The following is a 24,761-nucleotide window of genomic DNA, read 5'->3' on the forward strand; positions in this document are numbered from 1 at the left end:
TACTTAATGGGATGACTTTAATAAGGACCAATGCAGATTTCAAACCTATTTTGATTGGAGAGGAAGGCATAAGGCTCCTGCTTAGAACAGCGTGTTAGGGGAGACCCGCTGGAGCATGCTACGTGAATGCTCCCAACAGGCAAGAATAACAGAGCCAATGAGAATGAGAATATGCATATATTCGGAATAATCTATACTATTTATTGTTGACTTGTTCTTTATAAAGAACTATTATTAATTTAAGATATATATAATGCTTCTTTTAGTGATTTTGCTGTCTTCAAAAGAAATTTATTAACTTCTATTTGAGGGGTGCCTGTCATGAAAAATGTTGACCTTAGGGATCAAACCTACCATTTAAAAACAAAGGAAATCAATTTAAAGGAGTTATATGCTGTACTAAAAAGAAGAATGTGGGTTGTTTTTGCCATGGCAGTAATAGGAGCACTAGCGGGAGGGTTTTATAGCTACACAACTCATATTCCTCTTTATCAAACTTCCTCCAGAATTATCATCAGTGCAGATCCTGATTACAGGACAACTTTGCAAGTAATTATTAAGGACCCTACTGTGCTGGAAAAAGTCGTTGAACAGTTGGGACTTCAAACCACTCCTGAAGCATTGGCCAATAAAATTGATGTTGAAAGTATCGACAGTTCCCAGGTAGTAAGTATTGTGGTAACGGATAATAATCCTAATCGTGCAGCTCAAATTGCTAACACAACGGCAACTATATTTAAAAATGAGATTCCAAATATTGTGGGGTTTAACAAAGTTGCCTTGTTATCGCCTGCTAAAGTAAATCCATCGCCGATTAATCAAAATCAATACCGGATCATTTTGATTGCTTTGGCAGCAGGAATTTTTCTAGGTGTTGGCTTAGTCTTTCTTTTAGAGTCACTTGACGAAACAGTTAAGGCAGAAACGGAAATTGAACTTGTACTTGGTCTTCCTATATTGGGGGAAATATCCAGAATGAGCAAAAAAAACATTAAGAAGAAAATTATCAAGCCTATGTATTCAAGGGGTGGAACAATTGGGTTATAGCAGGAGAATCAAACCGCAAAAAAATAACGTTCTTATTACCTATACACATCCTGATTCTATTATTTCAGAACAGTATCGAATGATTGAGGCAAACATAAAATTTTCTATGGATACAATGAAAAGCAGAGCATTTTTAATAACTTCGCCAAGCAGCGGAGAAGGTAAATCGACTAGTGCTGCAAATTTGGCGGTAACAATGGCCCTGAATAATGAGAAAGTCCTTCTAATCGATGCAAACTTTAGTAATCCAGTAATGCATACCGTATTTAATGTTCCCAATTCTCCAGGGTTGACTGATATATTAAATAATAAATCTGCCTTTTATGAAGCAGTACACCACACTGGTATTGCAGGACTTGATATTTTGGCTTCAGGTCGTATGTATTCCAATATAGGAACGCAATTGGATTCCAATAGGATGCAGTCCATATTAAATTCCACCCTACATGCTTATGATGTCATTCTTATCGATTCACATTCAATTTTAGATCTAACGGATACTAAGCTTTTGGCAAGTCAATGTGACGGAGTCGTATTAGTTTTAAAAAAGGGAAAAACTTCGTTGTCAAAAGCAGCTCAAACCAGAAAGGTTTTGGAATTTGCAAAAGCTAATCTTGTAGGTGTCATTTTCAATGAGTAGGCACTGAAGGATCCCAATTTTTATATCCCTAGGGTTAAAGAAAGAGACAGATACATCAGGTGCAAAGCGCAAGGAATGCTGTTGAACTCTTCGTTCCATATAATGAACAAAAAAGTTCGTTTTAAAATATTTCGGTGATGCCTTCTTGCCGCTATTACATGAAGGCACTCGGACATGCTGTGGGTATAAAAACCTTAGACGCCGGTCGTCGATAGTGTGTTGTGAGGGGGGGTTAGATGCCCCAATTCATTATAGAAGGCTGTTTCCCCACTGATTATGGTTTTGACGAACAAATGATAAATCCTTATTTTGTCCATCTTCAGGGCATCTTTTCTTAATCTAATTCTAATTATTATAGAACCTGGCATTTCAATTTTTTTTTGCATGTCAATAGTAAAGTTTACGATAAGAGCCTCATAAAAAAACAAATTATGTTCTCTTCCATACGTGAGAATGTAATTTGTTTTTTTATCTTTTGACGATATCCAATTAAGAAATAATAACAAACTTGTTGCATTTTGTTTTTTCTTAACTGGAGGCTGTTTTCGCATTGATTGTTGTTTTTCGCAAAAGTTAAATCCGTATTAAGTGAGTCATCGTGGCGTCCTCAAGCTTGAAGGTTGTGTATCCTAGATTTATTTACACAAATAGCAATAACGTTTTCAAAAAAGAGCCTAACTGTAAAATGAGTGGTTATCATCAAAGGAATTTAACGAAGTCAAGAAAAAAGTAATTGAAAAGGGTGATGACAGTGACGTATAAACAAAGAATATCATTATTCATGCTTATTGATACGTTTATCATTATTATAGCTTTTTTTTTCAGTCATTTATTAGTTTCTAATGCCTTATTAAAATTAACGTTTCCAGTCATGAATAGTTTTTTCGTTATATTGATTTGCTATCATGTGATGTCATTTCATTTAAAGTTATATAAAAAAGCCTGGGAGTATGCCAGTGCAGGAGAAATCCTTAGTATTTGCAAAGCGGTAAGTTTATCAATCCTTGCAGGCGGTTCAGTTCAGACATTGATCACACAGAGTCTCTATCTTCGGGAGATTGTTGTAGCATGGCTAGTTACAATTATGCTGATTGGAGCTTCTAGATATTGCGTTAGAATTTTTCGTGAGACCATTCTTAATAGACCAGGCAGTATAAAAAGGACATTAATTATTGGTGCAGGTTCAGCAGGTGTGATGGTCGCAAGACAGCTGAAAAAAAGAAACGATGCTGATTTAATGCCAATTGGTTTTATAGATGATGACAGCAAAAAACAAAAACTGGACATTTTAGGAATTCCAGTGTTGGGCGGAGTGGATAAAATAGGTGAAATTGTACGTTTGTTTGAAATAGATCATATTATCATAGCTATTCCTTCCTTACATAAGAAGGAATTAAATACTATTTTCAATGAATGTGCTAAAACAACTGCAAAAACACAAATACTGCCTATGTTAGAGGATTTACTCATAGGAAAAGTTTCATTAAGCCATTTTCGTGATGTCAGGGTAGAAGACTTATTAGGCAGACAACCCGTCGAATTAAATATCGGGAGTATTTCAGAAAACATTAGCAATAAAGTGGTATTAGTAACTGGTGCTGGCGGGTCGATAGGATCAGAGATTTGCCGGCAGGTGTCAAAGTTTCATCCGAAAAAAATAATACTATTGGGTCATGGAGAAAACAGTATTTATTCCATACATTATGAGCTTAAAGATGCATATGCTGAAAGCGACATTCAATTTATTCCTGTTATTGCAGATATTCAGGATATTAAAAAAATGATGGCAGTCATGAGAGAATACAAACCGGATGTTGTGTATCACGCTGCTGCTCATAAGCATGTTCCTCTAATGGAGGAAAATCCAGAGGAAGCAATAAAAAATAACATTATAGGAACATGGAATGCAGCAGAAGCTGCCCAAATGAATGATGTAACGACCTTTGTTATGATTTCTACAGATAAAGCTGTGAATCCAACCAGTGTGATGGGTGCAACAAAAAGGTTAGCAGAAATGGTTATACAACATATGGATAAAGAAAGCCCGACTAAATTTGTTGCTGTACGTTTTGGAAATGTTCTGGGCAGCAGGGGATCTGTGATTCCGCTTTTTAAAAAGCAAATTGAAAATGGAGGTCCTGTAACGGTTACCCATCCGGAAATGGTTCGATATTTTATGACTATACCAGAAGCATCACAATTAGTAATTCAGGCCGGGGCTCTTGCAAAAGGCGGAGAGATATTTGTCTTAGATATGGGAGAACCAGTTAGAATTGTTGACCTTGCAAAAAACTTAATAAAGCTATCAGGAAATTCGCTGGATGATATAGGTATTTTATTCACTGGAATGAGGAGGGGAGAAAAGTTATTTGAAGAGCTGCTGAATAATGAAGAAGTCCATGAAAAACAAATTCACCCTAATATTTATATAGGAAAAGCAGCAAGTTTATATATGCAAGAAATTGAAGAGATGATATCTATCTATGGACAACTCGATGAGGAAGAGTTAAGACATAGATTGATAATGCTTGCTAATAAGAAAGAATCTGAGGCTGCCTTATATTCAATGTCTGTTTCCTAGTAAATTTAAGTTTTAGTGAAATGAATACTGGCTTTGTTCAAGAAGTTTGGTGTTTTAAGTTCAAATAAAAACTGAGACAAAAGAGTAAATACTGTATGAATGGATGTTGAGAATATGAAAAGAGTTTTATTCACTGCAACGGTTGATCTGCATTTTAAAGCCTTTCATCTACCCTATTTAAAATGGTTCAAGGATCAGGGCTGGGAAGTTCATGTTGCTGCATGTGGAGAGATGGAGCTTCCGTTCGTAGATAAAAAGTACCATATTCCCATTGAACGATCGCCATTGAGCAAGAATAATGTGAAAGCCTATAAAGAACTCAAGGGAATTATCGAAAAAAATCAATATCAAATCATTCATTGCCATACCCCCATGGGCGGTGTGATCACCCGTTTGGCAGCACGTCAAAACAGGAAACTGGGAACAAAGATACTTTACACAGCCCATGGATTCCACTTTAGTAAGGGGGCACCTCTTAAAAACTGGTTCATTTATTATCCAATTGAAATCTATCTCTCATCTTTTACAGACTGTTTAATTACTATTAATAAGGAAGATTATGAACTGGCTAAAAAGCATCCTTTTACTGCATGTCAGATCAAACATGTCCATGGAGTGGGAGTAGATACTCGCATCTATCGTCCTGCAGAAAGGAATGAGAAGGAATTACTCCGTTCAGAGTATGGGTATAAGCCTCATGACTTTTTAATGATTTACACTGCGGAATTCAACAAAAATAAAAATCAGCAGCTCCTAATAAAATTGATGGGTCAAATAAAAAGAGATATACCGCATGTCAAGCTGCTTCTTGCAGGGCATGGACCATTAGTAGAGACGTGCAAAAATTTGGCAGCTGAATTGGGACTTCAACACCATATTGATTTCCTTGGTTACAGGAATGATGTGGAAAAGCTATTAAAAATGTCTGATGCTGCTTTAGGATCGAGTTTTCGCGAAGGCCTTCCAGTCAATATCATGGAGGCAATGTCATGCGGGCTCCCCGTTATTGCCAGTGAAAATAGAGGACATAACGAATTAATACAAAATGGTATAAATGGCTGGACAGTGAAGCAAAAGGATCTGGTGAATTTTGCTGAAAAGATAAAGCTGCTTTATGATCATGAGGAATTGAGAATGCAATTTGGAAAAAATGGGCGAAAGAGGATTTTAAATAAATACGCTGTGGATAAAGTGCTAGTAGAACAATCATTAATATATGACCAGTACTGGAAGGAATGGGGGGAGTTCCAATGGGCAGCCCATTAAGAGTTCTCCACGCCGTAGTTAATATGAACAGGGGCGGGGCTGAGATGCTCATTATGAATGCATACAGAAATATCGACCGTTCAAAGGTGCAATTTGATTTTCTTACCAGTAAAGAAGGTGAGTTTGATCAAGAAATTAGGAGTTTAGGCGGAACAATTTATAAAATTCCCTACATATCAGAGAGCGGCCATATTAAGTATTTAAGGGACTTACACACTTTTTTTAAGAAACATAACAACTATAAAGTTGTACATTCCCATATGGATCGCATGAGCGGCCTTGTTCTAAGAGTGGCAAAGGCTGAGGGTGTTGCAGTCAGAATTGCCCATAGCCATAATACCAGAAGCGAGGGAAATGGTGCAGTGAGGCTGTATAAATGGTATGCTGGCCATTTTATTAAACAAAATGCAACCCATTTAATGGCATGTTCTACTGATGCTGCAAAATGGCTTTTTAAAAAATCCGGGACTGCTGAAATACTGAAAAATGCAATTGAAACTGAAAGATTTGTGTTTTCTATAAAAACGAAAAAACAGATCCGTACGGAACTAAATATCAGAGATGAAGCGTTTGTTTTAGGACATGTCGGTCGTTTTAACAAGCAAAAGAACCATTCATTCTTAATTGATTTATTTGCTCAATTTCAAAAAGAAGATAAAAATTCAATTCTAATATTAGTGGGAGAAGGTCCTTTACGTAATGGCATTGAGAAGAAAGTAAGGGATTTCCAGCTTGAAGAACGTGTCATCATTTTGGGACCTAGAAGTGATATTCATTTATTGTTGCAGGCATTTGATATCTTTCTTTTTCCTTCATTGCATGAGGGTATCCCCGTCTCTTTGATTGAAGCACAGGCCGCGGGTTTACCTTGTGTAATATCTGACGTTATTTCTAAAGAAGCAGATTTACATTTAGGTTTAGTCGAGTTTGCGGCTTTGAATGATCATGCAGATTGGGCAGAAAAATTGAAAAAGATAAAAGAAACAAATTTGAATCGGGTTTCAGACGCGGAGACGATTGCAGGCCAAGGCTACGATATCCAAAAAACCGCCAGCCGACTGGAACAATTTTACTTGGATAAAATCGGAGGTGACAGCGGTTGAAAGCCCTAACAATATTTACTCCTACTTATAATCGGGGATATTGTTTGGAAAACTGTTATAACAGTCTTTTAAAACAAACAAATCAAAATTTTATATGGTTAATTATTGATGATGGTTCAACAGATAATACAAAAGAGTTAATTAGCCGATGGATGAGGGAGAGCAGGCTGGAAATTCATTATATATGGCAGGAAAACCAGGGCATGCACGGGGCACATAATACTGCTTATGAAGCCATTGATACAGAATTAAACGTATGCATAGATTCAGATGATTTTATGCCTGAGCAAGCAGTTGAAAAAATTTTGGCTTTCTGGGAACAACACGGGTCAAAAAATATCAGTGGAATCATTGGACTGGATGCCTTTAAGGACCATACAATTATTGGAACAGAGCTGCCTGCTGATGTAAGGACATCCACTTTATTTGACCTATATTATAAACATAAAGTCACAGGAGATAAAAAGCTTGTTTATCGAACAGAGCTGACTAAAAAATACCCCTATCCCATTTTTAAAGGAGAGAAGTATGTTGGATTAGCGTATAAGTATTACATGCTGGACAAGGATTTTGATATGCTTCTCATGAATGAGGTCCTGTGTTATGTCGAATACTTAGAGGATGGATCCTCCCGTAATATGCTGAATCAGTACCGTAAAAATCCTAAAGGCTTTGCCTTTTACCGATGTGAGTTAATGAAACTTCCTTTTACCGATTTTTTATTTATTTTCAGGCAGGCCGTACATTATGTATCAAGCAGTATTCTTTCCAGAAACAAAAAATTCATTTCGGAATCGCCTAGAAAAGCCGTAACTGTGTTAGCCATTCCTTGTGGTTTTTTACTGTATGTATATATCCAACAATTGTCGAGGCTTTTATCGTAAGTTTTAATTCTAATGGAACACCAGGAAAATCCTGCATATTAGCGATACTTCTCTTATGAGACAAAATGCACTGCGATGATGGAATGTATTTTTTTGAAAGGAAAAGATAAGATGACGATTCTATGGATAAATTTAGCCATAGTATTTTTTTTGGCATTTTTAGCCAGATACTTTGCTATTGCAGTACCAAGCCAAGGAACAATAGAATTCATAAAACCCAATAAACTTCTGGTGGCAGGCGCATTATTTTCACTAGTGATCGTGTCAGGGCTGAGAGAAGGGATTGGCGATACCGGGGCTTACCGGCATGCTTATACCATAAATAATTTTACTTGGGGATACATTACATCACAAAAAGATATTGGCTTTGGAATTTTTCAAGCAATATTAAAGCACTTTACAAATAATGCTCAGGTTTTAATATTTCTTACGGCTTTGATAACCAATGTTCTGATCATAATTGTTTTATACAAATATTCTAGGCTATTTGAATTAAGTTTATATGTTTATATTACGAATGGCTGGTTTCTAACCTCCATGAATGGCATGAGGCAATGTTTGGCAGCTGCCATTATTTTTGCTGCTACAAAATTTTTATTTGATGGCAGCTGGAAAAAATATTTTATTGTTGTGCTTCTGGCATCAACTATTCATGAAACTGCCTTCATTCTTTTGCCTCTTTATTTCATAGTCAGAAGAAAAGCATGGACATGGACGACACTTGTCATTATTATGATGGCGATCGTGATTGTATTAGGTTTTAACCAGTTTTCTGAAGTCTTATACTCTGTAATAAAGGATACCCAGTATGGAGGCTATAATAATTTTTCAGAGGGCGGCGCAAATATTTTAAGGGTAGCAGTTGACGCAGCCCCACTATTAATTGCATTTTTGGGCAGGCACCGTCTCAGACAAATTCTACCCAATAGTGATTGTATTGTAAATCTATCAATTATCGGAATCGTTTTTATGATTGTATCGACACAAGATTGGATTTTTGCGAGATTTTCTATTTATTTCAGTTTATATCAGCTTATATTAATTTCCTGGATTATTAAATTGTTTAAATCAAATAATCAAAGATTCATATACTATTTAATTATTTTCTTTTACTTTATCTACCATTACTACGAAAATGTCATTACCCTAAATATTCAATATTCCAGTTCCTTTATCAATTTATTAGTAAATTAAGAAATAAAAAAGGGGGTGAATCTATGAGTGAAAAAGCTGCACAGCCAAAGCGCATTCTCCATGTTGTAAGCAAAATGGACCGAGGTGGAGCGGAAACGCTGTTAATGAATGTCTATCGAAATCTGGATAAAACTAAGCATCAATTTGATTTTATTGCACATACCAATGCTGCCGGAGACTTTGATGAGGAAATTCAATCGCTTGGCGGATATGTCCACAAAATAAAGAGTCTTGGATCTCAGGGACCTGTCAAGTATATAAAAGCTTTAATGGATATTATGAAGAATAACCGTTACATTGCTGTTCATTCACATACTGACTACCAAAACGGATTTCCTGCACTTGCTGCATGGTTAAGCGGTATAAATAATAGAATTAGCCATTCTCATAGCAGTAATTGGCCGGAGAGCAGCGGATTTCAATATCCTCTGACATTAAAGGTTTTACAAGTGATGATCAAATTATCAGCCACCAAGCTTTGCAGCTGCAGCAATGAAGCTGGAGTATTTTTATACGGAGAAAAAGCAGTGAATCGATCCAAAGTCGAAATTATCGAAAATGGGATCAATATAGAAGATTTTCTTAGCGTGGAAAACAAGCGGCAAGAGCTTATTCAGGAATGCAATTTACCTGAAAATGCAAAAATAATTGGTCATGTGGGCAGGCTTTCTCCTTCCAAAAATCATATTTTTATTTTGAAAGTATTAAAACACTTAGTGAAACAGGATTCATCCTTTGTAGGACTGTTGGTAGGGGATGGTCCATTAAGAGCAAAAATTGAGAAAGAAGCAAAATTATTAGGGCTTACAGAGAATATTCGATTTCTGGGAGTAAGATCAGATATCCCCAGGCTAATGAAAGCATTTGATGTTTTGTTGTTTCCTTCTCTCTTTGAAGGATTTGGAATGGTTACTATAGAGGCTCAATGTGCCGGCACTCCTTGTGTTGCATCCAAAGAGGTGCCTGCCAAAACCGATATTGGATTGGGATTAATGACATTTTTGGATCTCTCAGATGATGTTTCAGTATGGGCTTTCCAGATCAAAAAGGCAATGAAGGTTACGGAGCCGACCATTCAAACCATCCAGAGTTATTTTCAGAAAAGCAACTACTGCATTCAGGACAACATGACAAAATGGCTTTCACTCTATTAAAGATTGTTTTCGCATAGATTGTTGCTTACGTACAAAGGACGTTTTGTATGTTGCCTGCCTTTATGGCATCTTTTTGTAAGCTATTATAAGTTTTTATGCTAAATCTGCAGTCTTAATCAATTTTTAAGTCAAATAGCATCAGACATTACAAAAAGAGCCTTATTAAATGAAGCATGTAAAAAGAAGGAGAATTCCAGAGTGAAAAAACAATTGCTTTTTGTAACCCAGTATTTGCATACAGGAGGAATAGAAAAAAGTTTATTAACCCTTCTTTCAGATCTTAACTATGAACAATATGATGTAGATCTCCTGCTATTTGATTACAGTGGTTTACTTTTAAAGGAGGTTCCGAGAGAAGTTAACATTTTGCCTCCGTTATTTGAAACTTTTTCTACCCCTCTTATAAAGGCAGTACCAACATTAATCAGATCCAAAAACTATCGTCTGCTGATTGGAAAGCTTTTGGCTGGTGTTTTATCAAAGCTTGCACCAGGAGTTGGGACAGGAATCAGATGGAAAGTATATCGCAGAATATTAGAATGCCAAAGAAAAAGATATGATGTTGCCATAAGTTATATTGATTTTTTCTGCAATTACTATGTAACAGAAATGGTGAGTGCGACAAAAAAAGTTGTGTATAACCATTTGGATTATGCCTATAGCAAAGAAAAGGGGTGGCCATCGCCTTCCCTTGATCGAAAATGCTTTGCTGCCAGCGACCATATTGTGAGCGTAGCAGAATCATCAAAGAAAACTCTTGAAAAATTTTTTCCGGAGTGTTCACAGAAAATCCGTGTGATTCATAATAGGGTTTCGAAAAAAACGGTACAAGAAATGGCAAAGCAATCCAACGATACGCATTTAATGAAAGATCCTCATAAAATCAAAATCGTAACAGTTGCCAGGCTCGTTGATGAAAAAGGAGTCTTTTGGGCATTAGAAGCCTGCCAGATACTTGTGAAACAAAATTATCCTATTATCTGGTATCTTATCGGCAAGGGACCGCTTTTGGATGAATTAAGCTTCAAAGCAGTGGAATTGGGAATTGAACACCATTTTGTCCTGCTGGGAGAGAAAGAGAATCCCTATCCTTTTATGGCGATGGCTGATATTTATGTGCAGCCGTCCAAAACGGAAGCTCATTGTGTGGCGGTGGAAGAAGCCATTGCACTTTTCCGTCCAATAGTAGTAACGAATATTCCTTCTTTTCAAAGTCAGATACAGAATAATAAAACTGGCATTATTGCAGAGGGAAGCTCCAGAGGCATTGCGGAAGGAGTTAGGAGACTTATTGATTCAAAGGAGCTAAGGTGGGAGTTTACGGAAAATCTGCAAAGAAACAGTGAAAGAAACCAGGAAGAATTAAATAAATTTTACCAAATTTTATCCATTTAATAGAGGGTTGACTTATAGATGTCGAACTAAAGGAGCACGAATATGGGATTGCTGACCATTTATCAGCCAGAGATCTTAGAAAGTAAAAACGGATTCAGATTGCAGGCCTCTTTCAAAATAAATGGCAAAGAAGATACTCTATGGTATGAAGTTGATAAACAGTATAAACATTGCCTTACGTATGAAAGGGCGGATGCATTTCTTGTCGCCTTGTTTTTATTAGCTTTTAAAAATCAATGTGATATTCGTGTGGAAGCACCGCTGTCTGAAAGGCTTATGTATACATTTAATACATACTTGCTTCCATTGACAGCGGACGTCCGCAACTTAAAACCAATCAAAATTTTTTGTGATTTCGCGATAAATAAACCGTTGGATAATTTAGAAGCTGTAGGAACGGGGCTTTCTTGCGGCATTGATTCATTTAGTACGATTTGCAATCATTTAACGGAGCAATGTCCCCCCAACTACAAAATTACACATTTTACTTTTTTTAATGCTGGATCAAATGGAAGTCTTGGAGGAGAAAAAGCGAGAAGGCTATTTAAGAAGAGGGTGGAAATGGTAAAACCATGTGCGCAGGAGCTTGGGTTAGAGCTTATCACGGTAGATAGCAACATAAGTGAAGTATTAGAACTGGGTTTTTATGAAACCCATACATACAGAAATCTATCTGCCAGTCTAGCATTGCAAAAGCTTTTCAAAACATATTATTATTCCTCTTCCTACTCGCTTAAACATTTTGAATTAAAACCCAACAGTTGTGGACACTATGATTTTTTCAATATGAATATGCTGTCAACAGAGGGCATGAGTTTCTTTTCAGCATGCCCATATCATACAAGGGTTGAAAAAACAAAAATGGTATCAAAATTTAAACTGGCCTATAAATATCTAAATGTCTGCATTCGTGATGGGCAAAACTGCGGCGGCTGTGAAAAATGTGTAAGGACTCTTTTTACACTGGAGCTTTTCGGAAAGTTAAATGAGTTTTCTCGAATATTTAATCTTCAAAACTATTATCGGGAAAGGCAGAAGTATATAGCAAAGATATTAGCACGCCACCGTTCAGATGAATACATGCAAGAGATATTAGAAGAAATGATAAAGATGAATTTTAAAATCCCTATCTATTCCAGGTTAGCCTCCAAATATTTGAAAGTAAAGAGTGTTGTCTGAAGCTGCAGAGATTTCTTGTTTACATCTTTAAAGAGTTGCTCATTGAAAATGTTCTACAACCACCGTATCGACGTATGGTGCTTTTATCACACCCTAAAAATAAACCAAGGATGAAGTCATGGAGCCTATAACGAGAAAGCTGACACAAGAAAGATTATTAAAATTACTTAAAGATTGTTATGAAAAGGGAACAGAATCAAAGAAAATCAATGCAATAGAGCTGGTAGAAGTGATTAAGCAGGAAGTATTAAGCTTAACCAAGGATGAGAGCTGATAAAGCTTTATTAAATATCCTGAAAAAGGCAGGTAGAATTTCTTTATGAAGCGATTATTCGACTTAACAATCTCTCTCCTTATATTCATGTTTTTTTCTCCAATCATGATTATTATTGCTCTACTTATAAGAATTAATTTAGGTTCACCGATCATTTTTAAACAAAAGCGTCCAGGTCTTAATGAGAAACCCTTTTATATTTATAAGTTCCGCACCATGACAAACGAAAGGGGGAGCGACGGTGAGCTTTTGCCGGATCATGTAAGACTGACTGCCTTGGGGATATTCTTAAGGAAGTACAGTCTCGATGAACTTGTACAACTGATTAATGTCATAAAAGGAGATGTAAGTCTTGTAGGGCCAAGGCCTTTACTAATGGAATACCTTCCCCTATATAGTCCTGAACAGTCCAAACGGCATAAGGTAAAGCCTGGAATAACCGGATGGGCTCAGGTTAATGGACGCAATTCCATATCATGGGATGAAAAATTCAAACTTGATGTTTGGTATGTAGAGAACAGGAGCTTCTTTTTAGATTTAAAAATAATAGCTATTACCCTGTTAAAAGTACTGAGGTCTGACGGTATTCAAAGCAGTGAACAGGTTACCATGCCTTTATTTACAGGCAGCCTGAAACAAAAGGAAAAAAGCGAAACAAATCTGTTGTAATCTGAGAAAGGATAATTAAATGAGAACATTCAAGATCATTGAAGATCATACAGAGTGGAAAAAAATCCTGGAGTTTTTCCCTTCAATTGATTGTTACTATTCTTTTGAATACGGTCAATTATTTGCTGAAATGGAGGATGGAGTCCTATTAGGCGCCTATTTTGAAGAAGAACAAAGCAAAATCTTTTATCCTGTGATCAAAAGAAAAATTAGTTCAGCCAAGGAGGAAATTTTTGATATTGTCACTCCTTACGGATATGGAGGGCCCTTTATCCAGGGGCAAAAAGGCTCTGTAACACGGTTTTGTCAAATGTTTAATGAATACTGCAAAAAAAATAACATTATTACAGAAACAATCCGGTTCCATCCTTTATATCAAAATTATCAATATTTTGTTCATGATATGGAAGTAGATTATATACGGCAGACTACAGCAGTGGATTTATCCCGTTCAATTGAGGAGATAAGATCAAATTATTCAACCATGAATAAACGAAATATTCATAAAGCAAGCGAGCATCATCTTACTTGCAGTGTTGTTGAAAAGAGCAATGACAACATTCGTGTTTTTATGGACCTATATAAAGAGACAATGGATCGTAATGGTGCAAACAGTTTTTACTATTTTAATGAATCGTATTTCAACAATCAATTGAAAGACAATGAGTTTTGTAAGACCTATTTACTTTTTGCAAAAAAAGATAGGGATGTCCTTGCAGGTGTTTTGGTCTTTATAGGAAAAGAATATGCTCATTATCATTTAGGAGCTTCTAAAACAGAGTACTTACATTTAAAGCCCAACAATCTCCTCTTTGATTTTATGATAGAGTTTTGTAAACAAAAAAACACGAAGCTTCTTCATTTGGGCGGGGGATATAAGGAATTAGATGGACTATTTAAATTTAAAACATCTTTTACAAATAATAATTGTTTTCTTTACTTTATGGGAAAAAAAATACATGATCAAAGCCGTTACAGATCGTTGATTGAAAGTATCCAAGAGGATTTTATATTGAATCATGATTATTTCCCTTTGTATCGAGGAATCCAGGAACGAAAATTAAATGCCCTTAGGTAGATGGGAGGAAAAGATATGACCAAAGAAAGGATATTTTTATCACCTCCTCATATGAGCGGCAATGAGGAAAAATATGTCCAAAAAGCGTTCGAGCTGAACTGGATTGCCCCGCTTGGCTTTAATGTGGATGCTTTTGAAAAAGAGATGTGTCAATACGTTGGAGTAAAGGAAGCAGCTGCTGTTACTTCAGGTACTGCAGCCATTCACTTGGCACTGATTTTATTGGGGGTAGGCAAGGGAGACGTGGTTTTCTGTTCAAGCCTAACTTTTATTGCAAGCGCCAATCCCGTTTTATATCAGGGAGCTGAGCCCGTTTTTATTGATTCAGAACCCGATACTTGGAACATGTCTCCACAAGCACTTGAACTTGCTTTTCAGGATAGTTTAAAAAATGGAGTGCTTCCCAAAGCTGTTATAGTGGTGAACTTATACGGTCAAAGTGCTAAATGGGATGAAATTAGACGGACTTGTGAGAAGTATGATGTTCCAATAATTGAAGATGCTGCAGAATCGCTAGGATCTGTCTATAAGGGGAAAGCAAGTGGAACATTAGGAACATTTGGAGTCTATTCTTTTAATGGAAATAAAATCATTACTACATCCGGGGGCGGAATGCTTCTCTCAAATAATTACTCAGCAATCAGAGAGGCACGCTTTTTATCCACTCAGGCAAGAGATCCGGCTCCGCACTATCAACATAGCTCAGTCGGTTACAATTATCGGATGTCCAACATTTTAGCGGGTATTGGAAGAGGCCAATTGGAAGTGATTGAAGACCGTGTGTTTGCAAGAAGATCTGTATTTGAATTCTATAAGGAGCATCTAGGGCATTTGCCAGGTATTCAGTTTATGCCCGAATTAGAGGGTACCTTTTCAAACCGATGGCTAACAGCACTGACCATTGATGAAAAAGTATGCGGTGTATCTGCAGCTGAAATGCTGAAGATATTAGAGTCTGAAAATATAGAAGCAAGACCCATTTGGAAACCACTTCACATGCAGCCCCTTTTTAAAGAGAACAAGTATTATCGGCACAGTGATTCAGAAAGTATTAGTGAAGAACTATTTATTACAGGAATATGTTTGCCATCCGGTTCCAATTTGCAAAAAGAAGATCAAGTACGAATCATCCATTGTATTCAAAACAGGATAAATATAGAAACGAAAGAAGAGATGTATCTATAAATAAAAAAATATGATAAATGAGGGTAAATGTATGATAGGAAAAAATATTTATGAGATAAGAAAGAGAAAGAAATTGTCACTTTCAAGTCTTGCCGAGCGGGCAGGAATTTCAAAATCCTATTTAAGTAATATTGAGAGAAATGTGCATCAAAATCCATCCATTCAGGTTTTGAATAAAATTGCTAAGATCTTGGAAGTGGATCTCGTAACATTGGTTGGAAATGATGTGAACAGCCGGCCAAAAAAAGAAGATATTCCTGACAATGAATGGATGGAAATTGTAAATAAGATGAAGGAAACAGGAATCGAGAAGGAGCAGATTGAAGAATATAAAACGCTGATCGAATTTATTAAATGGAAAAATGAGAAATAGGGGTTTAAAAATGGATCAAAAAGTCAGTATTGTGGTTCCAATCTATAACGTTGAAGATTATGTAAACAGATGCATTACATCAATTTTACACCAGACATATTCTAATTTGGAAATCATATTGGTAAATGACGGTTCAACTGATAACAGTGGACGGATCGCAGAGAATTTTGCTAAAGCTGATAGCAGAATTAAAGTACTGCATCAAAAGAACGGAGGATTATCAGATGCTAGAAATACGGGGATAAAACAGGTGACAGGAGCATTTACCTGTTTTATTGATAGTGATGATTGGATAAAACCTGACATGATACAAGTAATGCTTTATACAGCGAATAAATGGAACGCAGATGTTGTCCAGTCTGCTTTTTATTATGCCTATAATCATTATACTCTTTTTGATAATAGGAATTTCAGACAGGAGCTTCCGCCTATTCTATTAGATAATCATCAATTAATGAAAGAACTGGTGATAAATGAAAGAGTTAAAGATTTTGCCTGGGGAAAGCTGTATAAAACGGAATTAATTCGGGATCTTCCATTTAAAAAAGGCGTATTATTTGAAGATGTCTTTTGGTCACATCAAGTGCTGCATCGGGTTGGCACATATGCCATGGTGCAGCAGCCCTATTATTATTATCTCCAAAGAAACAGCAGTATTGTTGCAACATATAGCTTGAAGCATCTGGACATGATTAAAGGGTTGCAGGAAAGGCAGAAATTTATTGAAAAGCATTACAAGGATTTATCACTGGAGGCGTACAAAGTTCTTTTAAAAGCTTTGCTCATTCATTATAACCTTCTCGTCATGAATAAGAAAAAAGATAAAGATGGAAGATATCGAAAGGAAATACAAACGGCTATATTAAAGGATTATGAAACCTTTTTGCTTGCTTCTTATAATGAGAAACACCTTGAAAATCAGCTTAAGTTATTTGCACAGCATCCCTATATTAATATTTTTTATTTAGCCTTATGCAAATTTACAAATAAGCTGAGGTATCGTTCTAAAGAAATAGGGATGGAAAAAGCGAATCTGTAAAGAAAATGCAATGTAAAGGGAGTTATTCTGGTATGTCAAGATTACAGGCTATAAAAATGAAAAAATATATTTTACTAATATGTATATGGCTTTTTAATCTGCTGCCAATTAAGAAAAATAAAATTTTCTTCTTAAGTTATTATGGCAGCCAATACGGCTGCAATCCAAAATATATATCACAGTATATACAGAAACATAAGAAAAACGATTTTGATATTGTTTGGGGGTTTAATGATCTATCTGGCAAGGAACACTTATCAGGTATCCGCATGGTTAAAATGATGTCGATTAAATACTTATTTGAATTAAGTACATCAAAAGTCATTATTACAAATTTTAGAACAACAGAATTCTTTATCAAAAGAAAACATCAATTTTATATTCAAACCTGGCATAGTTCCTTACGATTAAAGCAAATTGAAAAAGATGCAGAAGCAAATCTGCCATCAAGCTATATCAAAATGGCAAAGAAAGATTCACAAAAAATTGATCTGTTAATCTCAGGCTGCCAATTGAGTACAAGTATTTTTAGAAGATCTTTTTGGTATGATGGTGAAATTCTTGAGCAAGGAACTCCAAGAAATGATGCATTCTTTCTTAATACTGAAGATACAAAGGCAAACGTCCAAAATGAATTAAATATTTCCAGTGATACAAGAATCGTGCTCTATGCTCCCACATTTAGGAAGAATCATAGTTTACAAGCTTATAATATCGATTACCAGGCTGTTTTAGATAAACTAAATGAAAAGTTTGGAGGTGAATGGATCTTTCTTGTAAAGCTGCACCCGCATTTACATGAACTATCGCAACAACTTCTTGGAAATTCCCATGTTAAAAATGTAACTGGCTATCATGATACTCAAGAATTATTAATGGCTTCTGATATCCTGATTTCAGATTATTCTTCCCTTATTTTTGATTATGCCATTACTCGGCGTCCGTGTTTTCTTTATATTCCCGATCAGGAGGAGTACACAGCTAATGATAGAAAGCTGTATTTTTCTTTAAATGATTTACCATTTGTAACAGCGCTCAATAATGAAGAAATGCTCAATCGAATTCACTTTTTTGACGAAAAGACCTATCAAGAGACACTGGCAGCCTTTATGGAATGGACCGGAACTTTTGAGGATGGAAGAGCGTGTGAATCTCTTGTGAACATTATAACTAAAGTTTGTGGGAGTTAAGATGGGAGGAAGCAAAATGAAGCAGTTTAAAACGGGTTATACAACTGGAGTTTTTGATTTATTTCATGTCGGTCATTTAAATATTTTACAAAAAGCAAAAGAGCTATGCGAGACGTTAATTGTCGGGGTCAGTACTGATGAACTAGTTGTAGAATATAAAGGGAAAAAACCAGTTATTTCACACGCGGATCGAATGGCAATCGTTGATGGTGTTAGATATGTAGATCGAGTTGTTCCGCAAATAAACAGGGATAAATGGTCAGCTTGGAATGAGCTTAGATTTGACGCCATGTTTGTTGGCGATGATTGGAAAGGCACCCCCCTTTTTAACCAATTGGATAAAGAATTTAGTGAAGGAGGTATAGCGCTTGTCTATCTGCCCTATACAAAAGGAGTTTCATCGACAATTCTTCGCGAACGAGTTTTGTTGAAATGAACAATGCTAGAAAAGAAAGGGGAATTAAATAAAGGGGAAATGAAGCCAACTATAAGCATTATTGTTCCTGTTTTTAACGTTTGCCGCTATCTTGAAGATTGTATTAAGAGTATATTGAATCAAAGTTTTACATCATTTGAAATAATCCTTGTGAATGATGGTTCTGAAGATGCAAGCGGCCAAATCTGTGAAAAATATAAAGCCATCGATAAAAGAGTCAAAGTCCTGCATCAGAAGTATGGCGGAGTAAGTGTGGCTAGAAATGCAGGACTAGATCGAGCAGAAGGGGAATATATCGGCTTTGTAGATGGGGATGACCGTATCGAAAAAGATATGTTTCACGAGCTATATAGGCTTTCTGTTAACACAGCAAGTGACATTGCTATTTGCGGGCTGAAGAGAGAACAAAATGGGATTGTGGATAATGCTCCAAAAGAAGTGATTATGAAAGAGCTAAGCCATGAGGAAGCTATTAGGGAGCTTTTTAAGGGAACGCTTTACAGGTTCTCTTTATGCAATAAACTATTTAAAAAAAGCTGCTTTAAAAATGTGCGTTTCCCAAACGGACATATTCATGAGGACTTAGCCACTACCTACAAGCTTTTTGCAAACTCTAAAAAGGCTGTATTTACAAGTATGAAGGGATACATTTACATTAAACGTCCAAACAGCATCTTGACTTCTAATTATAATGCAAAACGGCTCGATGCCTTTTTTGCCTGGGATGAAATATTACCATTTATAGAGAAAAAATATCCAGCCTTGTATGGAGAGGCTGTCTCTTGTTTTGCTTATTGGGCAGTCGATAATATCTATTATGTTTTAAATCAAGTGAGAGAAAAAAAAGAAATCTATTATCATTTAAAGCAAATACAAAAATGTCTTAGGAAGTACTATAGGCCAATTATCAAAAATCCTTCGCTTTCTATGACGTACAAAAATGTAATCACATTATTTTATTTTGATTACAGGCTTATAATCGTCTCTCGTCAACTAAAATATTTTCATAATAAGATAAAAAGAAAAGGATTGCATAAATCAAATGAATCCCAAAATAAGCATTATTGTCCCCGTCTATAAAGTGGAAAATTATATAAATAAGTGTATTGATTCAATATTGAGCCAAGCCTTCAGTGACTTTGAATTGATTCTTATAGATGACGGCTCTCCGGATAATTGCGGACACATTTGTGATCAATACGCAAAACAGGACAAACGGATAAGGGTTATTCACCAGGAAAATAAAGGGTTATCCAGTGCGAGAAATACTGGCCTTGCGGCATCGAAGGGCGACTATATTGGATTTGTGGACAGTGATGACTATATACATGAAGATATGTACCGTATTCTTTATCATCAAGCTGAAGAGTATAAAGCAGATATCGCAATCTGTAATTTTTTAAAAGTAGAAGACCAGGGACCTTCCATAGTGTCAGAGTCAGAGGGGAATAGTCCAGTCAAGTATTTTACAAATATAGAAGCTTTACAGCAATTATTTAGCAAGAATGATTTATCATATGTTACCGGTGCAGGTAATAATATAACCTGGATTATTGTTTGTAATAAATTGTTTAGGAGAAAGCTCTTTGAACATGTTCGCTTTGAAGAAGGAAGGATTTGTGAAGATGAATTTATCATACACAAACTTTTGTATTCCAGTAAAAAAATCATCTTCATTTCTTCTAAACTGTATTTTTATGTTCAAAGAAGCTCCAGCATTATTCATTCTCATTTTACCATTCAAAGATTGGACAAAGTGGATGCATTAAGGGAACGAGCAGAGTTTTTCAAGTGTATTAATCATATGGAACTTTATTATCAAGCAATAACGTCTTATATGAATGCATTTTTTTGGAATTATTTTAAGGCTAAGCATGAATTGTCAGGTGTTCGCGCGGAATTGATATACATAAAAAAATCATTTAACAAAACCCTTCCTGGTTTAATTAGAAATCCTTTCATAGGGTGGAGACAAAAAATTGCAATTCTTGTATTTGTCTTCCACCCTTCTCTAATGGAGAAGATAAAGAAATAGAATAAAAATGGCTCCTATAGAGGGTAACCGATAAGACAATCCGAGTGGCCGGAGGTAATGGAGTGAAAAAACGAATACTTGTATGGGCATATTTTTCGGTCAATATAGGGGATGACTTGTTTTTAAAAACATTATTCGACAGATATCCAGAAGTGAAATGGGACTTATTAACGGCAAATAGGAATTATAAAAAGGTTTTTCGAAATTATAAAAATGTAAATATTCTTTACTCATACCGAGGAGTTTTTTGGGGAGAACGGGAAGTAAATCTATTTATAAAAATGAATGATGTTTTACTGAAGTATAAAAAGTATGAAGCATTAGTTCTTATTGGCGGCTCAATATTTAAACAAAATAAAGGCTGGGAAAACAGATATAAGGAGCGCAGGAATATATTACATTCTTTTTCAAAATTGAATAAAAAGGTGTTTATCATAAGTGCCAATTTTGGTCCATATGAGGATTATTGTTTTATGAAAAAATATGACCTTCTTTTTTCACAATGTTATGATATATGCTTTCGAGACAGCTATTCCTATACGCTATTTAAACATTTAAAAAATGTCAGACTTGCTCCCGATGCCGTATTAAGTTTAGAGGTAAAAAAGGCTCAGGTGAAAGAAAAATGTGTAGGACTATCCTTGATTAATTTGGAAAAGAGAGAGGAATTAAAAGCATACAATCATGCTTACAACAAAAAAATGGTTGACTTAATGAATGAGTACATAGCCGAAGGATATAAAATTAAACTATTTTCATTTTGCCAATATGAAGGTGATTTGAAAGCATGCCAGCAGATATTGGCGAAATTTCCCCAAGAAGATCAAAACATGATCAGGATTATCAATTACGATGGCCAGATAGACCCTTTTTTAGAGGAATATAAAACGTGTGAACTGATCATAGGAGCCAGATTTCATTCTATTATTTTAGCTTTTTTATTCAATCAGAATGTATATCCAATCATATACAGTGATAAGACCTATCATACGCTAGTGGATTTGAAAATGGATAAAAATTGTATTTTTATAAAAGACATTCATAAATTGGAAAGTAAAAAAGTTTTTCAGGCTGCATGCTTAAATAAAGTGGACCAGAACATTCTTTTACAGGCGCATAGGCATTTCGAAGAATTGGATCAGTTTTTATTTCTTTTTAAATCTTCTTCGATAAATAAATAGATATATGATGTGAAAGCCGAGATAAGTGCAGAAATGGAGATAAAAGAGATTATCGGCTACTGAATATATTTTTAATAAGGCTGTTTTCTCATAGATTGTTGCTTTACGTACAAAGGGTTGTTCCGTATGTTGTCTGTCTTCGTGGCATCTTTTCGTGTGCTATTCCGAAGTTTTAATACTGAATATATATTAAATGATATTACTGTGTCCAATAGCAACAAAGTTTTTGAGCAGTTTTCAAAAAAAGAAATTTAACGTGCCAAAATTTTAAAAGAAGGTTGGAAAATATGAGGACACAAAATTCAATTAAAAATATATCAATAGCCATCTGCTCTCAATTAATAATCACTTTGCTCGGTTTCATATCACGTAAAGTATTTTTAGATAATTTAGGCGCAAATTATCTCGGTATAAATGGCTTATTTGATAATGTTTTATCAATGATATCATTAATAGAAGGGGGAATCGGTGCCAGCATTATCTTTAACCTTTACAAACCATTGGCCGAAAACGATAGGCCCAAAATCATTGCCTTAATTCATATTTTCAAAAAAGCGTATGCAGTCATTGCCATTTTATTATTAGTCCTCTCTCTTTGTCTGTATCCATTTCTTGGGTTTTTGATGAAGGGAACCCAAAATATTTCATTTTTGAACCTGATGTATTTCATCTTTGTCATAAAAAACCTGCCATATTATTTTAATGCCCATAAGGTTGCGTTGATCAATGCAGATCAAAAAGGATATATATTGGCAAGAATAAATTTTGTTTTCCAATTATTGACAACCGTTCTGAAAATAATTATTTTGGTTACAACCAAAAACTATATTCTGTTTTTATTGCTGGAACTCATGATATTTGTTATTCAGTATTCGCTTAATGGTTTTATAGTGAATAAGCAGTATAGCTATATTAAAACAAAGGCAAGATTTCAGATTGATGAGAAAGAAAAAAAGATCATTATTCAGAATGTTAAAGCGATCTTTTTATATAATGTGGGCACTTATTGTATCTTTGGAACAGACAATTTATTGATTTCCTCCTTTATTGGAGTGGTAGCGGTTGGTTTATATTCAAATTATTCTATGATTATGGGGCAGTTAGCTTCCTTATTATCATCTGTGGTAAATGGAATAGGTGCAAGTGTAGGCAATCTAATAGCCGTTGAAAGCAAGGATAAAAGTTATTTAGTTTTTAACGTCATTTACTTCTTGAATTTTTGCACTTATTCGATTTCATTAATCTTTTTGTACAATATTCTGGAGGAATTCATCACATGGTGGCTGGGAACCGATTATCTATTAAGTTCAGCTACTTTTCTCATATTATTATTCAATTTTTATCTTTCTGGTTTAAGATCATCTATTGCAACATTTAAAACGAAAGCCGGGATTTTTATCCAGGATAAATATATGCCTCTGGTGGAGGCATTTATTAATTTAGGGGCTGCCTTTATTTTAGCTCATTATTTAGGAATAACCGGTATCTTTCTTGGAACTACCATAAGTACTCTCAGCATTGGATTTTGGAACGTTCCGCGCTTGGTTTATAAATATTTATTCAAGGTTCCTTTGAGTGCCTATTTTAAAAAATATGTATATTATTTTCTGATTACCCTATTCACCTGTTTTTTTACAACTTTTATTTGTAAGGGGGTAAGGGTTGATAATGAACTTGTGAATTTGTCATTAAAAGGAGTTATATGCATATTGATACCTTCATTTTTCTATATTATTTCTTTCTATAGAACGGAGGAATTCCAATATTTGAAAAATGCTGCATTGAATTATCTCAAACTGCGAAGTAATACGATTGCTTCCAAGTCTTATGAAAGCTGATGTAAAAAGATTTAGGGAAAATTGTTAGAAAGGGTGATTTTTTGGTTTTTTTTTACAGCATTCTTCTAATTGTATTGGCTGTTTTTTTTATGAAGCTTATAAGTAAAGAGATCGAGTTGGGGATATGGTCCATTAAGGTATTTCACTCTCCTTCGATTATATCCGATCCCCCGGATTCAAATCACTTTCAAATGCCTACAATTCAAGCTGCCAATGTTACAGATGTTCATGCTGAATTTATTGCAGATCCCTTTATCATCGAAAATGAAAATACGTATTTCATGTTTTTCGAAGTATTTGACAAAGCGAGAGGAAAGGGAATTATAAGTGTAGCAAAAAGTATGAATGGAGAACAATGGACATATGACAAAATTGTATTAAAAGAGAATTATCATCTATCATACCCTTATGTTTTTAAACATAATGGGGATTTTTACATGATACCTGAGTCAAGTGAAGCTTCGGGTGTTTTTTTGTATAAATCAAAAAATTTTCCCTATGATTGGGAAAAAACAAGTGAACTGCTAACAGGTAAATATGTTGATTCCAGTCTCTTTCGATATATGGATAAATGGTGGATGTTCTCAGGGGAAAATGGCAAGCTGCATTTATTTCTTTCCGACCATCTTGAAAGTGGTTGGAAAGAACACCCAAAAAGCCCCATTATTACCGATGATTTTACTATTACCAGGCCTGGTGGAAGAGTTATTGAGGAGGGGAAAAGAATTTATAGATACACACAAGATGGCACCCCAGCCTATGGAAGTGCTGTAAGAGCATTTGAGATTACCCTTCTCAGCGAAAAAGAATATGAAGAAAAAGAAGTCAATTTAATATTAAAAGGTACTGAGAAGGAATTAGATTGGCGAAAGGACGGCATGCACTCTATCGATCAATTAAAAATTGATGAAAACAAATGGTTAATTGCAGTGGATGGACACAAATTGGAATATAAGAATTATCTATTATGGAAATTGGATAGTGTTGTAACAAAATTAGCCGAGATATTTCGGGCATAAT

At 35.3% G+C, this 24,761-nt stretch carries 23 protein-coding genes; all 23 read left to right on the forward strand.

What is annotated here, in order from left to right; translation table 11 throughout:
- Positions 1 to 321: 321 nt before the first annotated feature.
- A complete protein-coding gene (locus A5N88_RS01810; protein WP_066262309.1) occupies positions 322 to 1,047 on the forward strand; it encodes a YveK family protein in 726 nt (241 codons plus the stop codon).
- Entirely contained in the window at positions 1,037 to 1,687 is a 651-nt protein-coding gene (locus tag A5N88_RS01815; protein ID WP_066262311.1) for a CpsD/CapB family tyrosine-protein kinase, read from the forward strand. Before A5N88_RS01810 ends, A5N88_RS01815 begins: the two co-directional genes overlap by 11 nt.
- A 751-nt stretch (positions 1,688 to 2,438) precedes the next feature.
- Positions 2,439 to 4,268: a polysaccharide biosynthesis protein gene (locus tag A5N88_RS01825; RefSeq protein ID WP_066262319.1), complete on the forward strand. Its 1,830-nt coding sequence runs from the start codon at positions 2,439 to 2,441 to the stop codon at positions 4,266 to 4,268.
- Between the two features lie 114 nt (positions 4,269 to 4,382).
- Positions 4,383 to 5,534 carry a glycosyltransferase family 4 protein gene (locus tag A5N88_RS01830; protein WP_232317504.1) on the forward strand — a complete coding sequence of 384 codons (1,152 nt, stop codon included), beginning with the start codon at positions 4,383 to 4,385 and terminating at the stop codon, positions 5,532 to 5,534.
- Positions 5,519 to 6,637 (forward strand): glycosyltransferase family 1 protein, encoded by a 1,119-nt coding sequence (locus A5N88_RS01835; protein ID WP_066262323.1) that lies wholly within the window; start codon positions 5,519 to 5,521, stop codon positions 6,635 to 6,637. The genes A5N88_RS01830 and A5N88_RS01835 overlap by 16 nt, the downstream gene beginning before the upstream one ends.
- Positions 6,634 to 7,521 (forward strand): glycosyltransferase family 2 protein, encoded by an 888-nt coding sequence (locus A5N88_RS01840; protein WP_066262327.1) that lies wholly within the window; start codon positions 6,634 to 6,636, stop codon positions 7,519 to 7,521. Before A5N88_RS01835 ends, A5N88_RS01840 begins: the two co-directional genes overlap by 4 nt.
- 111 nt (positions 7,522 to 7,632) lie before the next feature.
- Positions 7,633 to 8,715: an EpsG family protein gene (locus A5N88_RS01845; protein WP_066262329.1), complete on the forward strand. Its 1,083-nt coding sequence runs from the start codon at positions 7,633 to 7,635 to the stop codon at positions 8,713 to 8,715.
- Between the two features lie 23 nt (positions 8,716 to 8,738).
- Entirely contained in the window at positions 8,739 to 9,869 is a 1,131-nt protein-coding gene (locus A5N88_RS01850; protein ID WP_066262331.1) for a glycosyltransferase family 1 protein, read from the forward strand.
- Positions 9,870 to 10,067: 198 nt separating this feature from the next.
- Positions 10,068 to 11,264 (forward strand): glycosyltransferase, encoded by a 1,197-nt coding sequence (locus tag A5N88_RS01855; RefSeq protein ID WP_066262334.1) that lies wholly within the window; start codon positions 10,068 to 10,070, stop codon positions 11,262 to 11,264.
- A gap of 42 nt (positions 11,265 to 11,306) precedes the next feature.
- Complete coding sequence (locus tag A5N88_RS01860; protein ID WP_066262338.1) at positions 11,307 to 12,443, forward strand: hypothetical protein; 1,137 nt, start codon at positions 11,307 to 11,309, stop codon at positions 12,441 to 12,443.
- A 118-nt stretch (positions 12,444 to 12,561) separates the two neighbouring features.
- Complete coding sequence (locus A5N88_RS24630; RefSeq protein WP_157090569.1) at positions 12,562 to 12,717, forward strand: YwzD family small protein; 156 nt, start codon at positions 12,562 to 12,564, stop codon at positions 12,715 to 12,717.
- Between the two features lie 45 nt (positions 12,718 to 12,762).
- The gene (locus A5N88_RS01865) at positions 12,763 to 13,386 is read left to right on the forward strand and encodes a sugar transferase (RefSeq protein WP_066262340.1); all 624 of its coding nucleotides are present in this window, start codon (positions 12,763 to 12,765) and stop codon (positions 13,384 to 13,386) included.
- A 19-nt stretch (positions 13,387 to 13,405) separates the two neighbouring features.
- On the forward strand, positions 13,406 to 14,464 hold the full coding sequence (locus A5N88_RS01870) for a lipid II:glycine glycyltransferase FemX (protein WP_083952976.1): 1,059 nt from the start codon (positions 13,406 to 13,408) through the stop codon (positions 14,462 to 14,464).
- 15 nt (positions 14,465 to 14,479) lie between these two features.
- Positions 14,480 to 15,649, forward strand: a complete 1,170-nt coding sequence (locus A5N88_RS01875; RefSeq protein WP_066262342.1) for a DegT/DnrJ/EryC1/StrS family aminotransferase — start codon at positions 14,480 to 14,482, stop codon at positions 15,647 to 15,649.
- A gap of 31 nt (positions 15,650 to 15,680) precedes the next feature.
- Positions 15,681 to 16,022, forward strand: coding sequence for a helix-turn-helix domain-containing protein (locus A5N88_RS01880; protein ID WP_066262343.1), 342 nt, complete (start codon positions 15,681 to 15,683; stop codon positions 16,020 to 16,022).
- Positions 16,023 to 16,032: 10 nt separating this feature from the next.
- On the forward strand, positions 16,033 to 17,061 hold the full coding sequence (locus A5N88_RS01885) for a glycosyltransferase family 2 protein (protein ID WP_066262345.1): 1,029 nt from the start codon (positions 16,033 to 16,035) through the stop codon (positions 17,059 to 17,061).
- Between the two features lie 32 nt (positions 17,062 to 17,093).
- A complete protein-coding gene (locus tag A5N88_RS01890) occupies positions 17,094 to 18,251 on the forward strand; it encodes a CDP-glycerol glycerophosphotransferase family protein (protein WP_198160161.1) in 1,158 nt (385 codons plus the stop codon).
- A gap of 16 nt (positions 18,252 to 18,267) precedes the next feature.
- Complete coding sequence (locus tag A5N88_RS01895; protein WP_066262352.1) at positions 18,268 to 18,687, forward strand: FAD synthase family protein; 420 nt, start codon at positions 18,268 to 18,270, stop codon at positions 18,685 to 18,687.
- A gap of 39 nt (positions 18,688 to 18,726) precedes the next feature.
- Positions 18,727 to 19,767: a glycosyltransferase family 2 protein gene (locus tag A5N88_RS01900; RefSeq protein ID WP_066270151.1), complete on the forward strand. Its 1,041-nt coding sequence runs from the start codon at positions 18,727 to 18,729 to the stop codon at positions 19,765 to 19,767.
- Positions 19,730 to 20,722 carry a glycosyltransferase family 2 protein gene (locus A5N88_RS01905; protein WP_066262353.1) on the forward strand — a complete coding sequence of 331 codons (993 nt, stop codon included), beginning with the start codon at positions 19,730 to 19,732 and terminating at the stop codon, positions 20,720 to 20,722. Before A5N88_RS01900 ends, A5N88_RS01905 begins: the two co-directional genes overlap by 38 nt.
- Positions 20,723 to 20,784: 62 nt before the next feature.
- On the forward strand, positions 20,785 to 21,903 hold the full coding sequence (locus A5N88_RS01910; RefSeq protein WP_066262355.1) for a polysaccharide pyruvyl transferase family protein: 1,119 nt from the start codon (positions 20,785 to 20,787) through the stop codon (positions 21,901 to 21,903).
- Between the two features lie 287 nt (positions 21,904 to 22,190).
- Complete coding sequence (locus A5N88_RS01915; RefSeq protein ID WP_066262357.1) at positions 22,191 to 23,741, forward strand: lipopolysaccharide biosynthesis protein; 1,551 nt, start codon at positions 22,191 to 22,193, stop codon at positions 23,739 to 23,741.
- An 89-nt stretch (positions 23,742 to 23,830) separates the two neighbouring features.
- On the forward strand, positions 23,831 to 24,760 hold the full coding sequence (locus tag A5N88_RS01920) for a glucosamine inositolphosphorylceramide transferase family protein (RefSeq protein WP_157090572.1): 930 nt from the start codon (positions 23,831 to 23,833) through the stop codon (positions 24,758 to 24,760).
- Position 24,761 lies beyond the last annotated feature (1 nt).

The sequence above is a fragment of the Heyndrickxia acidicola genome (assembly GCF_001636425.1).
Classification (GTDB): Bacteria; Bacillota; Bacilli; order Bacillales; family Bacillaceae_C; genus Bacillus_AE; species Bacillus_AE acidicola.

Excerpts from the sequence above, each read along its gene's own strand:
- A5N88_RS01810 (WP_066262309.1), top strand. The coding sequence starts at position 322 with ATGAAAAATGTTGACCTTAGGGATCAAACCTACCATTTAAAAACAAAG.
- A5N88_RS01830 (WP_232317504.1), top strand. The coding sequence starts at position 4,383 with ATGAAAAGAGTTTTATTCACTGCAACGGTTGATCTGCATTTTAAAGCC.
- A5N88_RS01835 (WP_066262323.1), top strand. The coding sequence starts at position 5,519 with ATGGGCAGCCCATTAAGAGTTCTCCACGCCGTAGTTAATATGAACAGG.
- A5N88_RS01845 (WP_066262329.1), top strand. The coding sequence starts at position 7,633 with ATGACGATTCTATGGATAAATTTAGCCATAGTATTTTTTTTGGCATTT.
- A5N88_RS01850 (WP_066262331.1), top strand. The coding sequence starts at position 8,739 with ATGAGTGAAAAAGCTGCACAGCCAAAGCGCATTCTCCATGTTGTAAGC.
- A5N88_RS01860 (WP_066262338.1), top strand. The coding sequence starts at position 11,307 with ATGGGATTGCTGACCATTTATCAGCCAGAGATCTTAGAAAGTAAAAAC.
- A5N88_RS24630 (WP_157090569.1), top strand. The coding sequence starts at position 12,562 with ATGGAGCCTATAACGAGAAAGCTGACACAAGAAAGATTATTAAAATTA.
- A5N88_RS01865 (WP_066262340.1), top strand. The coding sequence starts at position 12,763 with ATGAAGCGATTATTCGACTTAACAATCTCTCTCCTTATATTCATGTTT.
- A5N88_RS01870 (WP_083952976.1), top strand. The coding sequence starts at position 13,406 with ATGAGAACATTCAAGATCATTGAAGATCATACAGAGTGGAAAAAAATC.
- A5N88_RS01875 (WP_066262342.1), top strand. The coding sequence starts at position 14,480 with ATGACCAAAGAAAGGATATTTTTATCACCTCCTCATATGAGCGGCAAT.
- A5N88_RS01880 (WP_066262343.1), top strand. The coding sequence starts at position 15,681 with ATGATAGGAAAAAATATTTATGAGATAAGAAAGAGAAAGAAATTGTCA.
- A5N88_RS01885 (WP_066262345.1), top strand. The coding sequence starts at position 16,033 with ATGGATCAAAAAGTCAGTATTGTGGTTCCAATCTATAACGTTGAAGAT.
- A5N88_RS01890 (WP_198160161.1), top strand. The coding sequence starts at position 17,094 with ATGTCAAGATTACAGGCTATAAAAATGAAAAAATATATTTTACTAATA.
- A5N88_RS01895 (WP_066262352.1), top strand. The coding sequence starts at position 18,268 with ATGAAGCAGTTTAAAACGGGTTATACAACTGGAGTTTTTGATTTATTT.
- A5N88_RS01900 (WP_066270151.1), top strand. The coding sequence starts at position 18,727 with ATGAAGCCAACTATAAGCATTATTGTTCCTGTTTTTAACGTTTGCCGC.
- A5N88_RS01905 (WP_066262353.1), top strand. The coding sequence starts at position 19,730 with ATGAATCCCAAAATAAGCATTATTGTCCCCGTCTATAAAGTGGAAAAT.
- A5N88_RS01915 (WP_066262357.1), top strand. The coding sequence starts at position 22,191 with ATGAGGACACAAAATTCAATTAAAAATATATCAATAGCCATCTGCTCT.
- A5N88_RS01920 (WP_157090572.1), top strand. The coding sequence starts at position 23,831 with ATGAAGCTTATAAGTAAAGAGATCGAGTTGGGGATATGGTCCATTAAG.